Below are 21,719 nucleotides of genomic sequence, written 5' to 3'. Positions count from 1 at the left end.
TTAAGACGCCTCAGAAATCATAGAAAATTCGTTGAAATGTTTTGCGATGAACTCATCGCCATAATGCACAATACGGTCCACGATAAATTGAATATCTTCACTTGATGTTTCTGGATTCAATAAGGTGAACTTTAAGTAGCGTGTATTCTCAAACTTGGTACTTGCGATCGTAGCTTCACCAGAACGGAAAATCGCTTTGCGGATATATTCATTGGCTTGATCAACAAGGTCCGCCGGGACTTCTGAGTCGGGCACATAACGGAAGATCACCGTACTGATGGATGGACGATTCAGCGCTTCAATACGATCTGTTGTTTGGAGGTATGCATAAGTTTTTTGCGCCAGATTGATGACGCTGTCGAACATCACCCCAAGTGTTTCAACGCCCATATAACGCAGCGTCAACCATAGTTTTAATGCATCAAATCGACGGGTTGTTTGAATGCTCTTGTTCACCAGATTTGGGGTACCCTCTTCCGTTGCACTCAGCGGATTCAGGTATTCTGCATGGTGTGTCACATAGGATAGGTTTATTTTATCCTTCACGAAAAATGCGCCACAACTGACAGGCTGGAAGAACGACTTATGATAATCCACCGTCACGGAATCGGCTTGCTCAATTCCACTAAGCAAATGACGATACTTATTGGAAGTCAGCAATCCACAACCATAAGCAGCATCTGCATGAAGCCACATCCCGTGTGCTTGACAAATCGGCGCAAGCTCAGCAACAGGATCGATACTGCCAAAATCTGTCGTTCCTGTGGTTGCAACAACGGCGATCGGTAAATTCCCTTCTAGCAACGTCTGCTCGATTAAAACCTGAAGCTGACCCACATCCAATTTAAATGTTTCATCACAAGGAACCGGTATCACAGCATCGTAACCAAGACCCAACATTGCAGCTGACTTTTGAATGCTAAAATGTGAAAGTTCAGAAGTAAAAATTCGGAACTTTCTTGCTTCTGGCGGTAACCCTTGATGCTTGATGCTGTAACCATTTAAGTGCTTTTCACAGTAGCTATCACGTGCTAACAACATCGCCATCAAGTTGGACTGCGTTCCACCACTGGTAAATACGCCATCAGCTTGCGCTGAAAAACCAATTTTTTCCGCAGTCCAGTCAATCAATTTTTGTTCGATAAACGTACCACCTGCACTTTGATCCCAGGTATCAAGTGATGAATTGACTGTCGATAAGATCAGCTCTGCCACCAAAGCTGGATAAACGATTGGGCAATTGAGATGTGCAACGTACCTTGGATGATGAAAATAAATCGCATGTTCCAGATAGATAGATTCTAGCTCCTTCAGCGCATCCTCTGGTGATAGGGATTCGTCCAGATTGATGGCTTGAAACTGCCCAACTAACTCCTGAGGGAGTACACCACTAAATGGCTTTTCGACCGTTTCAATACGCTTTTCAAGAAGTGCTAGCGCTTGAGTCATCGAATGTTGATACTGCGAAAGGTTGAATTGATTAAACAGGAACGCTTTTTCTTGTGCGCGAACGCTCCCCTGGTCAGGTTGATAATCAAACCTGTCCATCGATATGGCCGTACCCATATTGATCCCCTTTGTTCTGATGCGAGTCACTGATTTACTAGGATTTAAATTTAAAATCCCTTTAACCCTTTCATGTCAAAAGACTTATTCGAGAAAAGTTGACGCTTCATAGCTAGTGAGAACTTGAAAACCTAACTCCCCTCGCTCACAGGTCCTAATGCTCTGAAAAACCACCAGAGACGGTACGGCTCCATTTAAAATACAAATGCGAATAGCAAATGACGCGTTAATGATACTGATAATTATTCTCATTTCAATTTATTTTTTGGTGATAATGTATGAGATTTTGATCCTTACAATAGAGAAACCTTTAGAAATCAGGGCTGATAATGATGAGTAACGAGATTGAATTTTTTGTTTCAGAAATAGATACTAAAAATGTAAAAATGATGAAGTGAGGGTATTCATCGCACGATCTCTATTCATGCTTTTTTGGTGGTAAATATTGATTCATTTTTCATGACCCCTAATGGCCCTGTTTGCTTGCCAACTCCCCTGACGGCCGCTTTAATTGAAGAAATTCATACGTTTTTGAAATGATGCAATGATTGTTCGATATATATTCAGCCTCTTTGTTATCTGCTTTATATTCATCCCAAATTCTCAAGCAGATGAAGCAGCGCCAATCAAGGAAACAATCCGGATAGCGGTTGATGAGTGGCCTCCTTACCAATCTCAAACATACCAATACTTTGGCTCTGCCCACCGGATCATCACAGAAGCCTTTCAATCTGTCGGAATCAAAGTGGAATATGGTTGGTTTCCTTGGGCGCGGTCCTTACAATATGCAAAGGAAGGAAAATGGGATGGTGCTGCGTTATCACAAAAGACACCAGATAAAGAAAATGATTTTTATTTTCCAAATCCAGTTTTTGATGTAAAAAAAGTATTTTTCCATTTGAAGAAATACCCATTTCAGTGGCGAACAATGAAAGACTTGAATAACGTTCCAATCGGCGTCACGCTTGGCTACATGTATGGAGATGAGTTTGAAACTGCGGCAAAAACGGGAAAGATCCAATTCGTTCGTGTTCGTGACAATAAAACGAACTTCTCTAATTTACTGACACGTAGGATCCGTGCTTTTCCTTTCGAACATGATGCGGGATATTATATGCTGCAAAATGAGTTTCCTGATGACTATCATAAAATTACGCACCACAAAAAACCGCTACAAACCGTTTTTTATTATCTGATCCTTTCAAAGCAAAACGATGAGAATCAAGAAAAAGTCACCCTATTTAACAAAGGTCTCAAAAACCTAAAAGAGCGTGGTCTCATTCAGCAATATTTAAGTGAAGGATTACGAGGAGAATATAAAAAAGAAGGTTTATCAGAAAAATAAACAAGACATCCTTGTCTTGCTTATCAGGGGAAATTGACTGGGAACGTTCGTTACACACGAATCGCATTCATCGCACTGATTGGCTCATCTAACCAGAACAGGCTGAGTGGCACCTGATTTTCAATACCTTGGTTTAAATCAGATAACTTCGTTGCATAGCCGTAACGAACATGGTCAGGCGTTCCCCATGCTGGGATTGTGCCTTCCAGCGCTTGCTCAGTTGCAGCTTTTAATCCTGTATCTTCTCTCCCTTGAGCCGCATCAACAAGCCTTTGTGCAAGGTCAGGCTTAACATTCAATCCTGTCAGAGAAGCTATCGCCTCTGCATCCGATCCCTTGCTCAACAGGTGCTGTGTATGCTTTTGTAAGTCAGTCAACACACGTTCGTTGAAATCACTCTTCGTCATCACTCGTAATTCGAGTGTCTCTTTGATGAAAGTATCCGCTGCTTCTTCAGAGATATTAGGGAAATCATTTGCCAAACTCACGCGAAGCATGGTTCGGTTATCTGATAAGTAGTTTGTTTCTCCCTCAGCGATATACCTCGGCATGATATTCGTGAGGGCACCAACAGATGCCTTCACCGTTGCCAGCTGAGGAGAAACAACAACTGAAGCGACTTCCGTCTTCACCACGTTTTCAACCTGCTTGCTCACACCTCTTCCAACTTTATCTTTGTCAGTTAAGAATGCTTGTGCCTCTTGATAATGTGCAAGTTCTTGCTTCAACACAGAAACATTTCGCTGAAATACAGCCTTGTCCTCGGCGCTCAAGTTTGCTGTTTTCGCGCTCACGGAATTATCTAACGTCTGCAGTAATTCTGAAGAGCCACCCTTCAGCTTTGACACATCAACTTTTGGTAAACTGAGTCTTTCTGTCAGCGCATCAATCCTTTCTTCGACTTGAGCAAGGTAGTTATGTTGAACACTGCCAGAAAGTTGGGCAACAGATGCTCCGATAACAACCACACCTTGATCCGGTGAACTTGATTTAGAACGAATGCCCAATACTGTTTCGTATGGCTTATCTGAATAGATTTGGTCTGTATCATAAATTGGCTCGAAGTCTTGCTGAATGGACTTATCCAATACAGATTCAATTGCACCTTGTTTTTTACTATCCTGGCCAAGTGCAAAGACATAGTAGTCTGCCTCAATCTTCCCGTCTGGACTCTTTACACCGTCACGACCTTTAATGCCAGTATAATCAAGTGACATCTTGCCATCTTCAGTTGGGTTAATCGTCACTTTGTCCACTTTGACTAAGCTCTCAGCGGCAGCTCTAGGCGCATGCTCCAGCTGGTTACCATCCAAGAGTACAGGTGCTGTGCTGCGGATCATCCATTGGATATCTGCACCGAGGTCGCCAGCTCTTTCTACCGCATCAATCCCCGCATTCGGCCCATGAACAACCACTCTTTTACCTGCGAGAGAATCCATGTTATCCGTCATTCGCATGAACTCATCGAGGTCAAGCACTTTTCCTTTGAGCGCCTCTTTATCGTTCAACGTAATATTATTTAATCTCATTTCTGCAGGGGTCGCCTCACCTTCGACTCTATCCGATCGAACATCGATATGCGGTCCAGCACCAATCCCCATCACAACTTGCTTCGCGACAAATTCCTGCCCTTGTTTGGTTGTGATTTTAAACAGGCCATCATCCCCTTTTTTGACGCTTTTTACCTCATTATTGACTTCTTGAACACCAAGCGCTGCGGCACGGCTAATTTGTGCTGTATTTGCATCAGAAAACTGTTGTCTGTCTGCATATTCTTTATTAAATTTTGGTGCTTTATCTCCCCATGAATCTATCAGTTCATTCTGGTGATTGATAAATCCAGAGCCACGCACTTCTTTTGACCATGGTTCAGATGAGCCGATCACGACAGCACGACCCGCAAGTGGCTTCTCGTTTGCTAATTCTGCTTTTGAGTGCTGTCCTTCATAGCGATCACAAACTTCCGTCAAAGCATAAGCAATACTGCTTCCGCGACCAATAAAGACCACATCTTGCACTGCTGGCTTTGCAGAAGCTGACGATGGGTCACTGACTTTTGCAACAGCACTCGACTTTTCTACACTTGCTGAATTTTGAAGCGCAGTTGTATGTGGGTTGAGGGTAGTTTGGGGCGTATTGAGAATTTGCATAGGATACCTCTATCAACTGTAGTTTTTTCATTTTGTCTGTCCTTATAAGTTACGTAACTTCAAAAGGATATAAATTGTATTTTATTTACATATTAAAGATTAGCTAGATAATAAGTGATTGACCCAATTCTAAAATCAGAGACCAAAGCGGTAAGAAAAAACATTCACAATGTCCGTGCAAAATTGAGTGTTAGTATAAAATTGATGATCCTTCTGATGATTTTAAAATCCTACTTTTTTGCTAAAATTAACGATGGTCAAGCTGAATTGTGCCGAGAGGCGGGAGGCAACAATGGCCATTGCAATCACGTTGGAAGAATACTTTTCCAACAATAAAATTGATTATGAACTGATCAAACATCGTCACACAAATACCGCGTTTAATTCCGCAGCAGCAGCCCATGTTCCTTCAGAGCAAGTATCGAAAGCTGTCATACTCGGAAATTCAAAAAATGAATACTTAATGGCCATCGTGCCTGCAAATCGTCGACTGCTTTTGGAGAGCGTCAACAAAATGATGGGAGAGCACTTCCATCTGATTGCGGAGGCGGAGTTAAAGGATATTTTTCAGGACTGTGAGGTGGGTGCGATTCCCTCCGCAGCTGCTGCTTATCAGATGAATGCGCTTGTTGATGATACTTTATTCAAAAATGAACAGGTATATATTGAAGCAGGTGATCATGAACACCTTGTCAAAGTGAATAGTACACAGTTTTCATCCATGATGATGAATGCCCCCCATGGTCATATTTCTGGCGGTAATGTTGGAGACTCATGGGCAAGAGAAAACCCACCAATTGATTGAAAGATTGAACTGTCAGTCAAAGAGCCCATTTCATCATGAAATGGGCTTTGTTGTTTGAGGCATATTAAGACGTATGAGATGAAGGCAGGTGTTCGTATTCTTCTGGTAAATTCAGCGATATCGCTGTTGTAAAGACAAGGAAAATCACTGACGTTAATAAGCACATGGTCAGTCCTTGCATCTGGAATAACCAGCCTGATAACACAGTTCCAATGAGCCGTCCCATCGCATTTGCCATATAATAAAACCCAATATCTGTGGAAACCCCATCATCTTTTGCATAACTCACGATGAGGTAAGAATGCATGGAGGAGTTTACAGCGAAGACGACACAGTACACCATTAAGCCAATTAATATGGAGTATTGAGGTGCAATATTAAAATGCAGTAATGTTGCTGTAACTGCCGTCACCAAAGTAAGTAAAACACACCAATGCACGGCACTGCGACGACCTATCGGCTCATCATCTTCAGCCCCTGTTAGACGAGGTGCGATACTTTGAAAGAACCCATAACTGATGATCCAGCATGCCAAAAATGCACCGACTTGCCAATGATCCCAACCAAACTGGCTCCCGAGAAATACGGGTAACGCAACAACAAACCAGACATCTCTTGCACCAAATAAAAAGAGTCTTGCAGCAGATAAAGTATTCACGTTATCACTTTTGGAAAACATTTCACGAAACTTCACTTTTTCTTTTGCTGTGCCAATCTCTTCGGTCAAAAGAAAAGAGCTACCAATAAATATACAAGCAATAAAGCCGCTTAAAATCATCAGTGAATATTGGAAACCGACAGCACTCAACAACAAACCGCCGATAAAAAAGCCAATTCCTTTGAGTGCATTCTTAGAACCCGTTAAGATTGCCACCATCTTAAATACACGACATTCTTGTTTCGTGTTCAGTAACAATTTAATACTACTTTTTGCACTGACTTTATTCAGATCTTTTGCAACACCTGAAAGTGATTGCGCAAACATGACAAATGGTACTGTGAGATATTCAGTCGGGAGTGCGAGCATCGACAGCGCAATAATTTGTAAACACAATCCAAAGTTCATCGTTCGATTGAGGCCAAATTTTGCTGCAAGCCAACCACCAACTAAATTGGTGACAACACCAAAGAACTCATAGAATAAAAACAATGATGCAATGGTTAGTGGGCTATAACCCAATTGAAAGAAGTACAGAACAATTAGCATTCTCAAAGCACCATCTGTGACGGTGAAAGCCCAATAGTTTCCTGTAACGAGTAAATACTGCTTTGTTTGAGAAGGGTTTAAACTAATATCAAACATTTATACTTATCCTTATTCAGCACGATGAAACAAGCACCTAAATCCAAATCGATTGGTGCCATTGACGACAAAAATGCAAAAGAGTTACATTCAGCAAAATCAAAGCTGAATGAATGCGTTTTTATCCACAACCGTGGAAATTAAACGATTATCGACACCATACTTTGGAGCTATGTCCATTGATGACGAATTAGTTAGCGCAGGTTTATCGAGTGCTGTATCAGCAGTCTTCCCTTAAAGGGTGATTGGCTAATGCCAGGATGGAGATAGGTGAATTAATTCCAATCAAAACTCTTAAAGCACAAAGTACCAAGCAACATTTTGATCAAGGCGATAATGCCACATTTAATTTCTTCAGTTCTTCTCCGAATCAAGCCTAAAGCATCACATACAGTTGTGTTGACATCAAAGTATGTGAAGACAAAAATGGAACTTAAGAATTGCAAGTCGGCTATTTTATAGCGTTACTTTTCTTGAACAGACAACTTTTGGAGTAACTCACAATGTCTGTTCAACTTAATTCAAAAGAGCCACAATATTAACCGTAGCTCTTTTTTATGAAGTTTGCGAACAAATCAGACCTGTCAGAAAAATTTCATTCTGCTGTCAGATTATGGACCAATCATTGTCACATTCGCACAGGATGACATAATCCTTTAAACTTTATCCCAACAATGATAACGCAGCTTGTGGTTTCTGATTCGCTTGTGCAAGAATTGATGTACTCGCCTGTCTCAAGATCTGAGCTTTGGTCAGTTTTGCCGTTTCCGTTGCAAAATCCGTATCCTGAATACGTGAACGTGCAGCAGATAGGTTTTCTGAGATATTAGATTGGTTACGAATTGTAGACTGAAAACGGTTCTGAACTGCACCCAGCTCTGCACGTTTACTATCAACTAGCCCAATAATTTTATCAATACTTCCTAAAATAGCCTGTGCATCTTCTTCGCTTCCAATCGAAACTTCATCACCAAAACGATGCGAGATTGCGCCTTTGTCATCCAGTGCTTTTCCTGCTGCTTCGAATGCAGTTTGTGCAGTTTCAAAAGCCGTCTTCTTCGTTGCATCGCCTTTATCTGCCTCATATGCTGCTTTTTTATTCGCCAAGTCTTCTTTCTTAGATGCAAAATCTGTAAACTCAGTGTCACTCATCTTGTGACCATTTTGCTTGTCGATCTCCTTCGCCATTTCTGATAATGAAAATCCTGCATCATCTTCCAGTTTTAATGACAACTTGATTGTCTGATTGGCATCCGCACCAACTTGGAAATTTGACTCATAACTGCCATCTAACAGCTTCACACCACCAAAGGTTGTATCTGACGCGATCCGATCAATTTCTTCACGGAGTTGGGTCATTTCTTGGTTCAGTGCTTTTCTATCAACACTTTGGTTAGAACCATTTGCTGCCTGTTGGGACAAAGTCCGCATTCTTTGCAGCATATTGGTCATTTCATCCATCGCGCCTTCCGCTGTTTGTGCAATAGAAATGCCGTCATTCGCGTTTCGGTTTCCTTGCTCTAACCCTTTAATTTGGGAGGTCAATCGGCTGGAAATTTGTAGACCTGCGGCATCATCAGCAGCACTGTTGATACGAAGGCCAGAAGATAAACGCTTAAATGCCGTGTCCAGTGTGTTACCTGAGTTTAAAAGCTGACGTTGTGCATTTAGGGAAGAAGCATTGGTATTGACGTATAAAGCCATAAAACATCCTCATAATTCTACGTCCGAGAAACCATCGACTAAAAAACTTCCGCTCGGACAATGCTGTAACTAACTTAGGGATTTACATCCGACTATTAAAACAATACGTTTATTGAATTGTTTTGCTGAAAAAAAGAACAGTAATCTTGATATTTTGATCACTTTGCTTTAATCGATCACTGTATCGGTCATTTGTTTTATTACTTTAGAATATTTCTTTATTTATCAATAATTAAAAATTTTAAACTAAATGAATAAAAAATAATTACAAAAATAGAACCCAGAAGTCACAATAAGTGACTCATCGTCAATTATTGAGATCCCGTTAGTCAATTCTCTTGATTGGCGTGAATTTGGAAGGTGGTACAGAACCTGGAGATAGCAATGATGAGACAACACCTGGTGTTTCAAAACCAAAAGATAATCACGATAAGACAACAACACAAACTCATCCTGTAAACAGTGAAAGTAGCGGATCACTCATCTATGTGTTCGCGCTGCTTCCACTGCTTTGGAGAAGAAAAACCAGTTAAACCATCCAAAAAGCAGCCATTTGCATGATGTAACCCGCATGCGCCAGGTTGTTTTCATATAAGAAATAAATCGTAAAAATTTATCTGCTTTTGTATAAAAAATTTACTGAACTCGGCATTTATTCAGTTTCAGTTCAGCTTTTCGATCATATTATTCACCTTATGGAAATTAAAAAAAAAAATAAACAACATTTCTTCTTAATTGGAAATTCACTAACCCAAGCATTACTGGAGGAAGTTTTGAAGAAACTCGTTACCAACAAATTAAATATTTGCATAATCACAGCACTATCAGGTGTTGCAAATGCAAATCATCAACCACTTCATATCATCGGTGACCTAAATGGCGATCTCAAGGCAGATCTGGGCATTTTAAAGACTGGCCATTCTCAGGTAAAAATACTTCCGATTGATAGAAGCACAGGTGAAACACTTGAAGGTTCAGCAATCGACCTACCATTCCATCATGTCTCAGCAATTTTCAATACTGATGCTCACAACCTAAGTACTTCAGAAATGAAAACGTTGATTCTTGCAAATCAAGAGGCAAATTCTGTTGAACAACTATTTTTCTATGAGCTGAACACAATGGATGAACGGCACGTATTTGCAGACCTGATCCCTGGTGATTTATCAAATCCGGTACAATTTGTACCGAAGCAAAATGAAGAAAATGTGTTTTTCTTCAACTATCATGGCAATCTCTATTTGCTTAATTTACAGGAAAAACAAGCCTCACTTGTCGCTTCAAATACAATTTCGTTTGAGAGTCATCAGGAGCAGCTTTTTATCCAGCAAGCTGGCTCAGAGTACAATGACCAGGCAATATTTTCTCTTTTACAACAAGAGGAGTCAGGTAAATTCGTAACTCAAGTGTCATTACCAACATTTACGGGTCACTCAAGCAAAAAACATTTCACGACCAATAGCATAAATATCCAACAGCCAATACCTTCACCGCTTGTTCGATCAGCAAAGTCTGCGTCTTATTCCCAAGCTTTTGGTTTAACAAAGGCAATAAAATTTAAGGTATATTCTGGTTTGCCATTTAAATTTCAGCTACCTAAACAAGCTAATCCATACCCTGTTGGCGTCATGGATAAGATAAAGATTTATGGGGCTACAAGGTCTTCAGGTGGTAAAGAACCTAAACTAGATAGCCATGGAGATCCTAAGGTTTATGGAGAAGTTGTTGTTGAGATCATTGATGCGAAAGGTACTGCTTCGATTACCTATCCAGAAATCTTTCATGCAGTCAATGCTGAAGAAGTAGATATTCAATTAAAATATGAGTTTAGAATCAAAGGAGAAAACGGAAAATTGCAAGACTATCAATTTGAGATCAAACCGGGAGATAACCTTCAATTCGATACTTATTCTGAAGTACCATCCATAAACATTGGTGGTAAGACGCCAAGCATGGCAAGCGCTCACCGCAGCGGATTTGCTTCTACCCTACACTACAAGGTCACGCATTCTGTCAAAAAGAAGCCAGAATATGTTGAGATCTCCAACTTTGATGAAAAAACCGGAGATTTTAATTACACATTGCATATCAACAAAATCCCTGAATCAAAACGCAATGGTAAAGAATTCACCGATACAATGGTTATTGTTGGAAAAAGTGAATCGGGTAAGGAAAAAGAACTGACGCATACATTCCGTATCTTGGCACAGCCTTACACAAAGCCGAAATCAACCAATGATCATAAAACTGGACCAGCAACAACACATGATAGCGGCGGTGCTTTCTTCTACCTACTTGGGTTGATCCCGTTACTTTGGAGAAGAAAACAACACTAATATAACACGACTACATATTGACCAATCCAGCCAGACTCTTTTGCCAAGGGGTTTCTGGCTGGTACTTTTTCTTGAGCTTATCCAGAAAGTAGCGTGTTTTATTTGGTAAGTAATTCGTCTTTGGATAGTACGCTTTCATCACAAGGCAGCGGTATGGATGATCAGGCAAAACAGGGATCAACTTCCCTTCCAAGATCTCTTTTTCGATAAAGAAATAGGGAATAATCGCCATCGCATTTCCTGCTAACACACTACTTTTCATCAACCAAATATTATTTGTCAGTAAAGGGGCTTTGATTGCTGCGTTGATAGGCGTACCGTCTTTGTCAAAAAAAGAAAGTGCAGGCTCCCCGATTAAATATGAATTGTGACAAATACGGTGATTCATCAGTTCGTTTGGGTGCTGGGGTGTACCATACTTTTCTAAATAGGCTCTTGAAGCAAATAAAGCCGCATGCGTCGGTGCAATGGTTGTACTCATCAAATGATCATTTTCAATGGGGATCACCTGCAAAGACAGATCAAAGTTTTCTTCTAGCGGATCGACGGAGCGCTCTAAAGTGACTAATTCGATATCCAACTGTGGATGCTCCTGTTGGAATTCACAAATATCGTCATTCAACCAGCTACTGGCAAAAGAAGTCGGACAGCTGATCCGCAAAAGGCCTTGTAAGTCCTTATGCAGATCGTGCATTTCGGACTCCGCATCACGAACAGACTGGAGTATCTTCAAACTATGCTGATAAAACCTGAGGCCATGCTCTGTCGGTTGAACACGCCGGGTGGTTCTGTGGAGTAGTTGTATGTTTAAGCTTTCTTCAAGTTTACTCACCCGTTTAGTGATCACAGAGTTTGTGACATCAAGTTTCTTTGCGGCTGTGGCAAAACCACCCGTTTCTATGACGTAAACAAATGCCTGAATATTACTGAGCTTATCCAATCGAGCCTCTTATTCTATGATTCATCTAAATTCACAGTGTACCGAACGAATAACCTTATTCACCATAGGATTCTAAAACGATTAACTGAAAATATCGAAGAGATATGAAAAAACTGTCAAGCCGTTCTGACAGTTTACCAATTTTAAAGTTCACACTAAGCTAGATCAAAGGTAAATCAGGTAATCACTGTATAATATGAAAACTATATGGGTGCTTTTATTGCTGATTGCAAGCCCATTTTCTTTCTCGAAAGAACTGATATTAGCAACTTCGGATGGTCCACCCCATATGATTGAAACGACCAATTCCGGACTAGATATTGATGTGGTCGTTGTTGCCATGAAGCACCTGAATCATACCATCAAGGTTCGCTATATGCCCCTCGCTCGTGCAATGACGGAGCTGCAAAATAAACGGATTGATATCATGACACCTATTTTCTTAGGTGAGATCTCTGGCATATTTTTATCTGAGCCTACGATTTACTATCGGCCCACCGCATTTTCACTCAAAAAGCGCAATATAAAACTCAATCAACTATTCGATTTGGGTAACTACTGCGTGCTTACTTTTCAAGGCGCAAGAGGCTACTTTGGTGAAGAGTTTGTCAAAGCCAGTAAAAAATCAAAGTGTTACACTGAACACCACGACATGAGCACGTTTCCTTTAAAATTACAAAAAGCAGAGTTCTTTGATGTTGTTGTACTCGATTTCTATATATTCATTCATTACAGTGGCTACTTAAGTGAACTTGGCAGGCCCATCTCGGAAGTGGAAGCACATGATATTTTCCCCCAAGTCCCCTCTGCAGCTGGTTTTCATGATCAAGCACTCAGAGATCAGTTCAATACCGCTCTAAAAGCCATTAAAGATAATGGAGAATTTAGCAAAATCATTCAAAAGTATTCCCACTAATCAGGCTTCCTAGCGTCTATTCATCTTGATAAACTTCATACTTTTTAAAATGGTTTGCTGGGTCTTTCTCTGGTCGAGGAAAGCGTTTTGCCTGTGGTGTTCCTAAATAAAGATAACCAACGATTTCATCTTCTTCTGCTAGCCCAAGTAATGTCTTCATATGTGGGTTATGTGCGTAAGAACCTGTTCGCCAAATGCCACCATACCCAAGTGCAAATGCAGCTTGTTGCATCGCCATTGTCGCGCAGCCAGCTGAAATCACTTGCTCAACACGTGGGACTTTCTGATGCTCAACGTATTTCGCAATACAAGCAATCACAAGCGGAGCACGAAATGGAAGCTGAGTTGCACGTTCAAGCGTTTCTTGTGGGCAATCCGGGTCAGCAAGCATCGCCGCTTTTGCATAGATATTTCCTAACTCAGACAAAGCTTCCTCTGAATCGAATACGATAAACTGCCAAGGTGCTAATCCTGCATGATCAGGAACTCTTACAGCTGATTTTTGAATGATGTCCATGTCATTTGAAGAAGGTGCTGGGGTCGTTAGTTTTGTGTCAGAACATCGCGTGGTCAGTAGCGCTACTGCATCCATATTTGATAGCCTTTTCTTATTAAAAAGCTAAGGCTATCAAAGTTCTCAAGAAATAAAAACCATGGATCAATCGTGGTTTTGTTTAACGAGAAGCTTGCGAATATAGAAGTCGAGACTAAAAAATTTCCCACCACCCATAAAGAACAAGGCCAGCAACATAATGAAGTAAGTAACCGCAAACTCAATACCATTATTAGAAACAACGATACTACCACTAGAAGTTAACCAATCGTAGTTACCATGCTCTTGCAGGATCGCACGCGCCCGTTCCACTTTATCTCCAGCTTCCATCACACGCTCATTCAGGAAAATCGTTCCATCAGATAACCAGCTCGATGAATCTGCAATCGCTGCCCAGCCATTTTTCCAATGTACTGTCAATGCAGCCACCAACATCGTGATCATCAAAGGAATACTCACAAGACGTGTTGCTAAACCAACGACAAGTAAAATTCCGCCTCCAAATTCCGCAGCAATCGCCAGCGATGCCATTACTTCTGGTAATGGTAACCCCAGGCCCCATTCTGCATTCCCAAACCACTCCGCTGTGCTTTCAAAATGAGAAAGCTTATTCCAGCCAGCCTGGATCATCACAGGCGCTAAATAAAGCCGCAATAACAAAGGTGCCAGCCCATCAAGACAGCCAGCCTTACTCAAGACGCCATCGTACATCGATGCAAGTCGTTGGATCATAACTACTCCAGATCTATCATTTTTTAAATGCTATTTGTTATAGGAAAGGGTAGTCTGGAATTTTATTTCATGCAGAAGAGAAAAGTTATCCACCGTACATACGGTTAACGAAGTGGCCTGGTTTTGGACAGGATACGATACCATCCTTAGTTTCAAATTTAATTTTTACCGACTCGGTCAAATTCTTAATACTGGCTTTGCGAACAACAAAGTGCAAATGTGGACCAGAGCTATAACCCGTATTTCCTGAATAGCCAATCACCTCCCCTTGATTGACATATCGACCGCGTTTGACTTTCGAACCACCTTTTTTTAAATGAAAATAGCCTGCGTAAGTTCCGTCATCGTGCATGATCAGAATGTAGTTTGCGTGGGGGCGATACTTTGGATGCGGTCCGCCTTTGTCAGAATTATCCTTCAACTCAATCACCACACCACTTCGCGCAGCAATCACCGGCGTTCCTTGTTCTAACTGAAAGTCCACCGCGTGTTTTGACCCCGGGCGGTTATGAGAAAAACGGCCATAACAAGATTGGCTGACTTTGACTGGTGCAGTCACCGGAAAAGGTAAATCATAACGTGCGTGCCGATTATGCCGGACAGCAAAGTCTCCATAGGTACTGCGAATTTTAAAATCATAATCCCAAGAGCGGCTTTGATCTTTCACCTTTAAACGTGCAATGCGAACACGGCTTGAACGCTGGACAACAAAATGTTCTTTCGTATGCCTGGCTTCTTCAAGATTCTTGAGTTTTGTGAATTCAAATCGAACTGAGCGAGGATATTTACGACGACTCGTTGCATACAAACGAATGCCTTTGTTCGTTTCTATGGCTTCAATGCAAACGATATTTGACGGCCCACAACGCACAGGTTTCCCCTTTTTCGCCTCAGCAAAACAAGAGAAACAACACAGTGCCACCAGTAATATTATTGTTTTACTTCTCATGACATCAATTATGGGTTACTTGGGTGTATGGGTTCTCAATACACCCAAAAGTCTTATATCATCCCCTAAGTTTATACGATCCTAGACATCTTCCAATTCAAACATCATTTCTTCAACCAGCTTATTGAATTTTGGTTTGAATTGATTGAGTTGATGCGTAGAAATGAGCATGGCTGCACGAGAGACATCTGATGTGGTTTTGACAAAACGTTTGCCGAGCGGAGTTTGCTGAAATTGCTCACGCTCGTCTTTTTCTAGCGCAGACAAGATTTGCTCTAGCTCAGCATAGGTATAGTTTTCTACAAAAATATCAATCAGTGGATTTTTTAGCCGCTCCCAGTTAAAGTCTTGACGAGTCATTTTTAAAAGGCGTCGATTGTATTTGCTTAAAATCAGCCGCTCCTGTTGTGACAAATCATCTTTAATCGCTTTTTGCCTGAGTTTGTATTTCAGCTGCTTTTGCGTTTGTTCGAAAACCTTGGGTGAACCCAGCAGAAATAATAGCTCTTCGCTGGCTTTTTCAAGCTGTTTACCATGTGTTGTGATATGTTCTGGATCTGTAGAAGTACAGCCATTGAGAAGCACCACACTCGGCATGGCCGTTGTGATGAAAATAAGAAGAAAGCGAAGTGCATTTTTAATCGGTACGTCCAACATCATCCTGCCGTTTTAAGAGATCATGAGTTATGTTCTTATGCTTTACAGCGTCCTTTGTGCCCTTGCGGGACAAACTATTCTAACAGTAATTTTTGGAACCACCATACGTAACTATCACTTTTTACATCATAAAAACGGATGGCATAGATTGAATATTGAAAAGCCGCAAAAAGAACGAGCGAAATTTCGGCGCTTTCACTTCACGCTTGTCCTACCATATCAAAGATGATTGATGAAGCAAACATCAAAACGCCGACCAGCATTGTCTACTGACCGACGTTTCTTGATTTTGTTCAATAAATTTATTGGGTTGGTTCTGGATAAAGCTGTCGTGAATCTAAGTCATATCGCCAAAATCGGAAAATCGTATTATCACTGGTTCCAGAAATATACAATTGATTCTCAAATGGGAATATCTCCAATAAACTGACTAAGTCACTATTCGGGATCAATGGCTTATATTTTCTTGTTTGAGGGTCAAACTCCCATAAGGTTTCATTTTCACCGCTATCATCAAGCCCACTCATGTAGAGCTTGCCTTGATAAGCAACAAACTGGTCACCCAGAAAATTATCTGGCCCAGGTCTTTTATCGACCACAATCTCGGGTCTTAAGCTACTCGACTCTAATCGCCAAAGCTCATATCCCCCTTCAGGATCTTTTGCACGGAAGTACAAATGATCATCCAATACAGTTAAATAAGACGGGTAAGAGCCAGAAGCGCCAGGCCACAAATCAACAACCATTGAAGTGACATCGGTCACTGGGTCATATACATAAAGTTCATGCCCATACTTTTTGTCTTTCGCTTGAAAGTACAACTTCCCTCGGTAAAAAGTGAGATAAGCTGGAAATGCATCTTCATCTGCGGGGTTAATATCTGAAAGTCGCTCAGCCTGTCTAGAAAATCCATCATATTTCCAAAGCTCAAACCCAAACTCATCATCTTTGGCTCGTAAATAAAGCTGATCTTCATGAACTGTCATATATCCCGGGATCCCATGACATTTTCCAGAACAGATATCGACCGCTAAAGTTGCTTTTTGTGACCTTGGATCCCAGACCCAAGTCTCAAACCCACCCTTTTCTCCTTTTGCCTGAATATAAAGCTTCTCCTGATAGGCTGCCATTCGATTCGGATAGGAAGACTCCACTCCCGGGAAAATATCTTGAACCATCGCAACTTGGTTACTCGCACCATCATAAGACCACAGTTCTACGCCATGTTTTCCATCCTCTGCTTGGAAAAAGAGCTTATTTTGGAAAACAATCGGATGTCCTGGGTAGCCATCTGACGGACCCGGATATATATCAGCCAATAATGAAATCGTTTGGGTTTGGGGATCAAAAACACGCCACTCATATCCGTATGTTTGATCCGAAGCCACAAAGTAGACTTTCGATTGATACGCAACAAAATAATGTGGGTTGATTAGCCCTTCACGCTTGAAGGGTTCGATACCAAACACCTCAGCGTATACAGTCGTATTTTTTAGGGAGATAAGGACAACAAATAATAAAAATTTATGAATGTATTTCATAGGTTTAGCCTCCTGTCCAACCTAATATATTTTCCCCTCAAGCGAATTGCAATGGACCTATCAACTACACTTATATTGGAGGTATTGCAGAGTGTATCGTCTACGTTACTTTATTGGATTTTTTCTCCTATTTGCCCACGAGTTGACTGCAAAGCCGATGGTGATCGCACAGCATGAAGACTCAGAGGCGATTGAAGCCTGCTATACCCTCATTCAAGAAGCCTACAAAAAGTTGGATACACCACTCCAAGTCATATCTTATCCGGGACGCCGCGGCCTGCACGCAGCAAACTTAGAATTGATCGACGGCGATCTGTGTCGCATTGCTGATATGACGAAAGAATACCCAAACCTTATCCAACTTGAAACACCGCTGATGGTGATCTCCATTGTCGCCGTCTCCAAGTTAGACCGATACAACATTACTCAAATCCAGGACCTGAAGCCCTATTCGTTGGTTTCTATTCGTGGGATGAAGGCTGCTGAGAAGTATTTCCAGGAATTTACGATCAGTTATGTCAGTGATTTTCAACAGTCGCTAGCAATGCTGGATCGTGGTTTGGTCGACTTAGCCATACTGCCACTGCGAGATGCCAAGCGTGCAAATTCGCCTGTCATTATCCACCAACCTCCCCTCATACAAACAAAGCTATACCATTATCTACATAAAAAATATGACTGGCTTCAACCAAAGTTGGATAAAATATTGCGCTCACTTATTGGTAGCGCTGAGAAAAAGTCACCTTGAGGTTTGGTGAATAGGGTGTCACTAATTTAAGCTGCTGTTGCCATGGGGATTTGGACATCACGCTCACATTCCCTTTCGAGAATTGAAATGTTTCCAGCACCAAGCCATGTATTTTTGGTTTTGGTAAGAATAATTCATCCAGGTAAGCTTTGATCTCTTGCAGGGTTAAACGACCAACACCATGTCCCGTTTGCACCAAAATCCTCAGCTGTGTTTGCGCTTCTAACTGTGCAAGCCAAAGGGCATATTCTTTTGGGGGTAAGTGACCTGAGAAAAATGCAGATGTGAATACAGGCGCATTCGGCGTTATCGCTTTTAGACTCTGGACAGTCTCTTTGAGGTGATCGCTGAGTGTCTGCCTGCCCAGTGGCGTGTTCCAATGCATATCATCAATTTCTTCCGGAAGATACCAACCCGCAAAGTTTGGAAGCTGGGTGATATAACGATAGTCGTTCGTCGCTAGATCCAACGAGCGTTTTCGGATCAGAGCCAACAAGTCTTGTCTTTCCTTTCCTTCTTTTTGGATATGCACAAAAAACTCAGGATCGTGATACAAGCCGAAGATCAACTTCATATCGGCTTCAACCGTTGCACGCACTAAACGCTGGAGCCAAATTTCAGGTGTCCCATAAATCTGAAACCGCTCATAGCCAAACTGACTCCATTGAACTAATAACGTATCGAAGCCTTGCTGTTTAATCGAAGTTAAACGAGCTTGGATCGCTGGGTACGAAAGTGATTTATCCTCATTGAGCGGCTGCCAGATCATCACCTTGGCCTGTGCCACATTCATCATGAGTATGAATAACAACCAAACACAACGTACCATATTTGCTCCAATTCGTTTTAAGATGAGACCGCTGGCATCATCAATAATTCACGACCGAAGTAATCTGCAACCACTTCTTCTAAACGTGGTTGTGTTGCAGCCTGCTCACGTAGCGCCGACGATAAAGTCTCTTGGCTAATCAAGCCCTTTTGTACCAAGTATTCACCCAGTGGTAAACTCGACTTCTCATAGCCAATGAGCGCACTTGCCAGCACTGCATTCTTAAACGTCCCAGCTTGTAGGAAAATATCAGTGATCGATCGCTGCTTTTGAACAAACAACTGCCAAATCGCAAAAACATCTTGCGACGATAAGTCTTGCTGGGTTTTGAGATCCTGCAACGTATCGTATGGCGAAGTGACCTTTACATGCGCATAACGATAACGCAGAACCGCAGCGACCTGACCACAAGCAACAATACGATATTCAACCGAATAACCCGTCTTACGCGCAATCGCATTGAGTGCAACTGGCGTTAATGGTTGCTCAGACGCTAAGATCACATGATTATCCTCTAAAGCCAATGGGATCACAGCATAACGCAGGGCTAGACTTGGCGCGATTGCAGCCAAAGTCTCATCATCAGTATCCATCGTATTCACATTCGCGAATTCAACATCCGCCTGGATCGCAATGGCACGTCCTAGAGTCTCAGCAGAAACGAGGTGCGAATCCAGCAACACTTTGCCAAGTGGACGCTTCTTCATCTGCTGCTGGATCAATGCATCGGTGACCTGTTCGGTATCCAGTGCACCAATATCAATCAAAATTTGTCCAAGCGGCTGCGTTGAACGCTGGGTCTCACCAACTTCTGGAAAGTCATGACTGGTTTTATCCCAAGCGACACGGCGAGAGTCACCAATTTCAATGATTTGTTTAATTGCGCGAGCGTTGGCGCAGAAATTAATGATATTGCCCCATAACATTCTTGGGGTCGATAGGAAGCCTTGCTTCACGCCATAATAACGGGATACAAAAATGGCACGTTGCAGCGCACGGTTCACAAGTAAACCAAGGTTGATCCATAAAATCGTGAAAAACCAATCCGCTTGATAAAAAGATGCGGTAAAGTCGACAGGCTCACTTGCAATCGCGTGATAAGCCCAAAGGATCAGCAAGTGTAAACCAACGATATTCGCAAAAAAGCTGACGAAATTCGTAAACGCACCTTTTCGGTCTCGTACCAAGAAGTAATTGAGTTTCCAGTCGTCACTCCAGCGCAGTGTTTTCGACCCTTGATAAACAATCCCGCAGATCCAGCGTGATTTTTGACGCACAGCCGTCGTAAAGGTGGATGGAAAATACTCACGAATGCAGATCACATTAGCATCTTTTTTCCGACGGAGCATTCGCTCAGACAGTGGAACGTCTTTCGCACAATAATCTTCAGGGATCACCGGGAAGCGAACAAAAATCTCCTCCATGCCTTTTTCTTTCAAGCGGAAGCCAATATCATAATCTTCCGTCAGACTCTGGACATCAAACGCAATGCCATCACCATCTTCCAGTAAAGCTAAAATGGCGCGACGACTAAAACAAGTCCCCACCCCTGCACTTGGTACCTGACCTGCAAAAGACTCACGGACACGGACATCCTTCCCATGTAGCTCTGCAAATTCATCCATATAGTGGCCACTAGTAAACTCATACCATTTCCGTACAAATGGATAAACAGGAAGCTGGATCAAGTCTTTTCGATCGACAAGATAATTAAACAAGCGCAGTTCCATCGCACTCAAGACATCTTCTGCATCGTGCAAGATAAAACCAGAAAACTCGAGGTTCGCGTCTGATTCAAACTGAAACATCGCGGAGAGAATATTATTCAAACAATCTGCTTTTGACGTCGGTCCAGGACGCGCGCAGATCACTTTATGTACATGAGGATATTTGGCACACACCGCATCAACATCAGCCTGCGTATCTGGGTCATTGGGGTAAGTCCCGACAAAGATATGATAGTTTTCGTAATCGAGCGTTCGCGCAGCCAGCTCCGCCATCGGACCAACCACACCAACCTCCTGCCAAGCAGGGACCATGATCGCCAACGGCTTCTCGTCGACGGCTAACAACTGCGCTGGCTCCAGCGGTTCATGCGTACGATACACAAACCACTTGCGCACCGCTGCACGGTACCAGTAATACACATCGATTAATAAATCATCGATACTGGAAATCAAAATAAACACAGCGATCACCGCTGCAAAAACACTGACACCAAACAAATACTGCTCGAATACCCCAGACAGCATAACTTGAGGACCTCTACTCGGACTGCTTAAAAACCGAGCAAATTTATCACATTCTGTTTACATGTCAAGTATTGATTATCAGGTGTTGATTAAGAACAGGCGAAAAGTGCTTAAAATTAAAAAAGATATGTTCATCTCTAATTATAATTTCTGCAATAAGCGATACCCAATAAAACCATGCTAGTTTCTTTGATTGATTTTGGATAACCCATATCGACTTGATCATCTTGTTTGCCCTAGCGGGTGTAAATACCGTTGGTTAAGAAGAAGTAGACTTTTTCGTTGTACCAGAAAAGGACCACTTTGATCTGTGTGGCATAGCTGCAAGCCCAGACCAAGTTTGGTCATTCACATCTTTCGAATCCAGCCTCAATGTGACATCGAGTAAAATGT

The 21,719-nt window shown here is 41.9% G+C and carries 18 protein-coding genes; 6 read left to right on the top strand and 12 right to left on the bottom strand.

Annotated elements, in window-relative coordinates; genetic code table 11:
* Window positions 1-1,566, bottom strand: coding sequence for a pyridoxal phosphate-dependent decarboxylase family protein (locus C505_RS22065; protein WP_018692579.1), 1,566 nt, complete (start codon window positions 1,564-1,566; stop codon window positions 1-3).
* 544 nt (window positions 1,567-2,110) lie between these two features.
* Between C505_RS22065 and C505_RS0110505 the strand changes: the two genes are divergently transcribed.
* The gene (locus C505_RS0110505; protein ID WP_018692577.1) at window positions 2,111-2,911 is read left to right on the top strand and encodes a substrate-binding periplasmic protein; all 801 of its coding nucleotides are present in this window, start codon (window positions 2,111-2,113) and stop codon (window positions 2,909-2,911) included.
* Between the two features lie 50 nt (window positions 2,912-2,961).
* On the opposite strand, the gene C505_RS22060 is transcribed toward C505_RS0110505, so the two are convergent.
* Window positions 2,962-5,061: a hypothetical protein gene (locus C505_RS22060; RefSeq protein ID WP_018692576.1), complete on the bottom strand. Its 2,100-nt coding sequence runs from the start codon at window positions 5,059-5,061 to the stop codon at window positions 2,962-2,964.
* 292 nt (window positions 5,062-5,353) lie between these two features.
* On the opposite strand from C505_RS22060, the gene C505_RS22055 reads away from it, so the two are divergent.
* Window positions 5,354-5,866, top strand: coding sequence for an aminoacyl-tRNA deacylase (locus C505_RS22055; RefSeq protein WP_040439780.1), 513 nt, complete (start codon window positions 5,354-5,356; stop codon window positions 5,864-5,866).
* Window positions 5,867-5,930: 64 nt separating this feature from the next.
* Here C505_RS22055 and arsJ read toward each other — a convergent pair whose 3' ends face one another.
* Window positions 5,931-7,169, bottom strand: a complete 1,239-nt coding sequence (gene arsJ, locus C505_RS0110490; protein WP_018692574.1) for an organoarsenical effux MFS transporter ArsJ — start codon at window positions 7,167-7,169, stop codon at window positions 5,931-5,933.
* 663 nt (window positions 7,170-7,832) lie between these two features.
* Window positions 7,833-8,873 (bottom strand): flagellin, encoded by a 1,041-nt coding sequence (locus tag C505_RS0110475; RefSeq protein ID WP_018692571.1) that lies wholly within the window; start codon window positions 8,871-8,873, stop codon window positions 7,833-7,835.
* Window positions 8,874-9,211: 338 nt separating this feature from the next.
* On the opposite strand from C505_RS0110475, the gene C505_RS0110470 reads away from it, so the two are divergent.
* Together C505_RS0110470 and C505_RS0110465 are read left to right on the top strand one after the other, a co-directional pair.
* Complete coding sequence (locus C505_RS0110470; RefSeq protein ID WP_018692570.1) at window positions 9,212-9,406, top strand: hypothetical protein; 195 nt, start codon at window positions 9,212-9,214, stop codon at window positions 9,404-9,406.
* A 90-nt stretch (window positions 9,407-9,496) separates the two neighbouring features.
* On the top strand, window positions 9,497-11,209 hold the full coding sequence (locus tag C505_RS0110465; protein ID WP_018692569.1) for a hypothetical protein: 1,713 nt from the start codon (window positions 9,497-9,499) through the stop codon (window positions 11,207-11,209).
* Window positions 11,210-11,219: 10 nt separating this feature from the next.
* Here C505_RS0110465 and C505_RS0110460 read toward each other — a convergent pair whose 3' ends face one another.
* A complete protein-coding gene (locus tag C505_RS0110460; protein ID WP_018692568.1) occupies window positions 11,220-12,149 on the bottom strand; it encodes a LysR family transcriptional regulator in 930 nt (309 codons plus the stop codon).
* A gap of 196 nt (window positions 12,150-12,345) precedes the next feature.
* Here C505_RS0110460 and C505_RS0110455 point away from each other — a divergent pair, with 196 nt between their 5' ends.
* Window positions 12,346-13,065 carry a substrate-binding periplasmic protein gene (locus C505_RS0110455; protein ID WP_083938321.1) on the top strand — a complete coding sequence of 240 codons (720 nt, stop codon included), beginning with the start codon at window positions 12,346-12,348 and terminating at the stop codon, window positions 13,063-13,065.
* Between the two features lie 16 nt (window positions 13,066-13,081).
* Here the strand turns inward: C505_RS0110455 and C505_RS0110450 are convergent, their stop codons facing one another.
* The 5 genes from C505_RS0110450 to C505_RS0110430 all read right to left on the bottom strand — a co-directional run bounded on the left by C505_RS0110450 (window position 13,082) and on the right by C505_RS0110430 (window position 17,497).
* Window positions 13,082-13,657, bottom strand: a complete 576-nt coding sequence (locus C505_RS0110450; RefSeq protein ID WP_018692566.1) for an NAD(P)H nitroreductase — start codon at window positions 13,655-13,657, stop codon at window positions 13,082-13,084.
* Window positions 13,658-13,723: 66 nt separating this feature from the next.
* Window positions 13,724-14,350: an HvfX family Cu-binding RiPP maturation protein gene (locus C505_RS0110445; protein WP_018692565.1), complete on the bottom strand. Its 627-nt coding sequence runs from the start codon at window positions 14,348-14,350 to the stop codon at window positions 13,724-13,726.
* An 85-nt stretch (window positions 14,351-14,435) separates the two neighbouring features.
* Complete coding sequence (locus C505_RS23630; RefSeq protein ID WP_169337032.1) at window positions 14,436-15,221, bottom strand: M23 family metallopeptidase; 786 nt, start codon at window positions 15,219-15,221, stop codon at window positions 14,436-14,438.
* Between the two features lie 159 nt (window positions 15,222-15,380).
* A complete protein-coding gene (locus C505_RS0110435; RefSeq protein WP_211215070.1) occupies window positions 15,381-15,956 on the bottom strand; it encodes a DUF2059 domain-containing protein in 576 nt (191 codons plus the stop codon).
* 302 nt (window positions 15,957-16,258) lie between these two features.
* Window positions 16,259-17,497 carry a hypothetical protein gene (locus tag C505_RS0110430; RefSeq protein WP_018692562.1) on the bottom strand — a complete coding sequence of 413 codons (1,239 nt, stop codon included), beginning with the start codon at window positions 17,495-17,497 and terminating at the stop codon, window positions 16,259-16,261.
* A gap of 91 nt (window positions 17,498-17,588) precedes the next feature.
* On the opposite strand from C505_RS0110430, the gene C505_RS0110425 reads away from it, so the two are divergent.
* Window positions 17,589-18,245, top strand: coding sequence for a type 2 periplasmic-binding domain-containing protein (locus C505_RS0110425; RefSeq protein WP_018692561.1), 657 nt, complete (start codon window positions 17,589-17,591; stop codon window positions 18,243-18,245).
* Here C505_RS0110425 and C505_RS0110420 read toward each other — a convergent pair.
* Window positions 18,214-19,074 (bottom strand): DUF4434 domain-containing protein, encoded by an 861-nt coding sequence (locus C505_RS0110420; protein WP_018692560.1) that lies wholly within the window; start codon window positions 19,072-19,074, stop codon window positions 18,214-18,216. The genes C505_RS0110425 and C505_RS0110420 overlap by 32 nt on opposite strands.
* 17 nt (window positions 19,075-19,091) lie before the next feature.
* Window positions 19,092-21,326, bottom strand: a complete 2,235-nt coding sequence (locus C505_RS0110415; RefSeq protein WP_018692559.1) for a glycosyl transferase family protein — start codon at window positions 21,324-21,326, stop codon at window positions 19,092-19,094.
* Window positions 21,327-21,719: the final 393 nt, after the last annotated feature.

This window comes from Algicola sagamiensis DSM 14643 (genome assembly GCF_000374485.1).
Taxonomy (GTDB): domain Bacteria; phylum Pseudomonadota; class Gammaproteobacteria; order Enterobacterales; family Alteromonadaceae; genus Algicola; species Algicola sagamiensis.
Note: the sequence above shows the minus strand (reverse complement) of the source record. Positions and strands in the feature narration are given on the sequence as shown.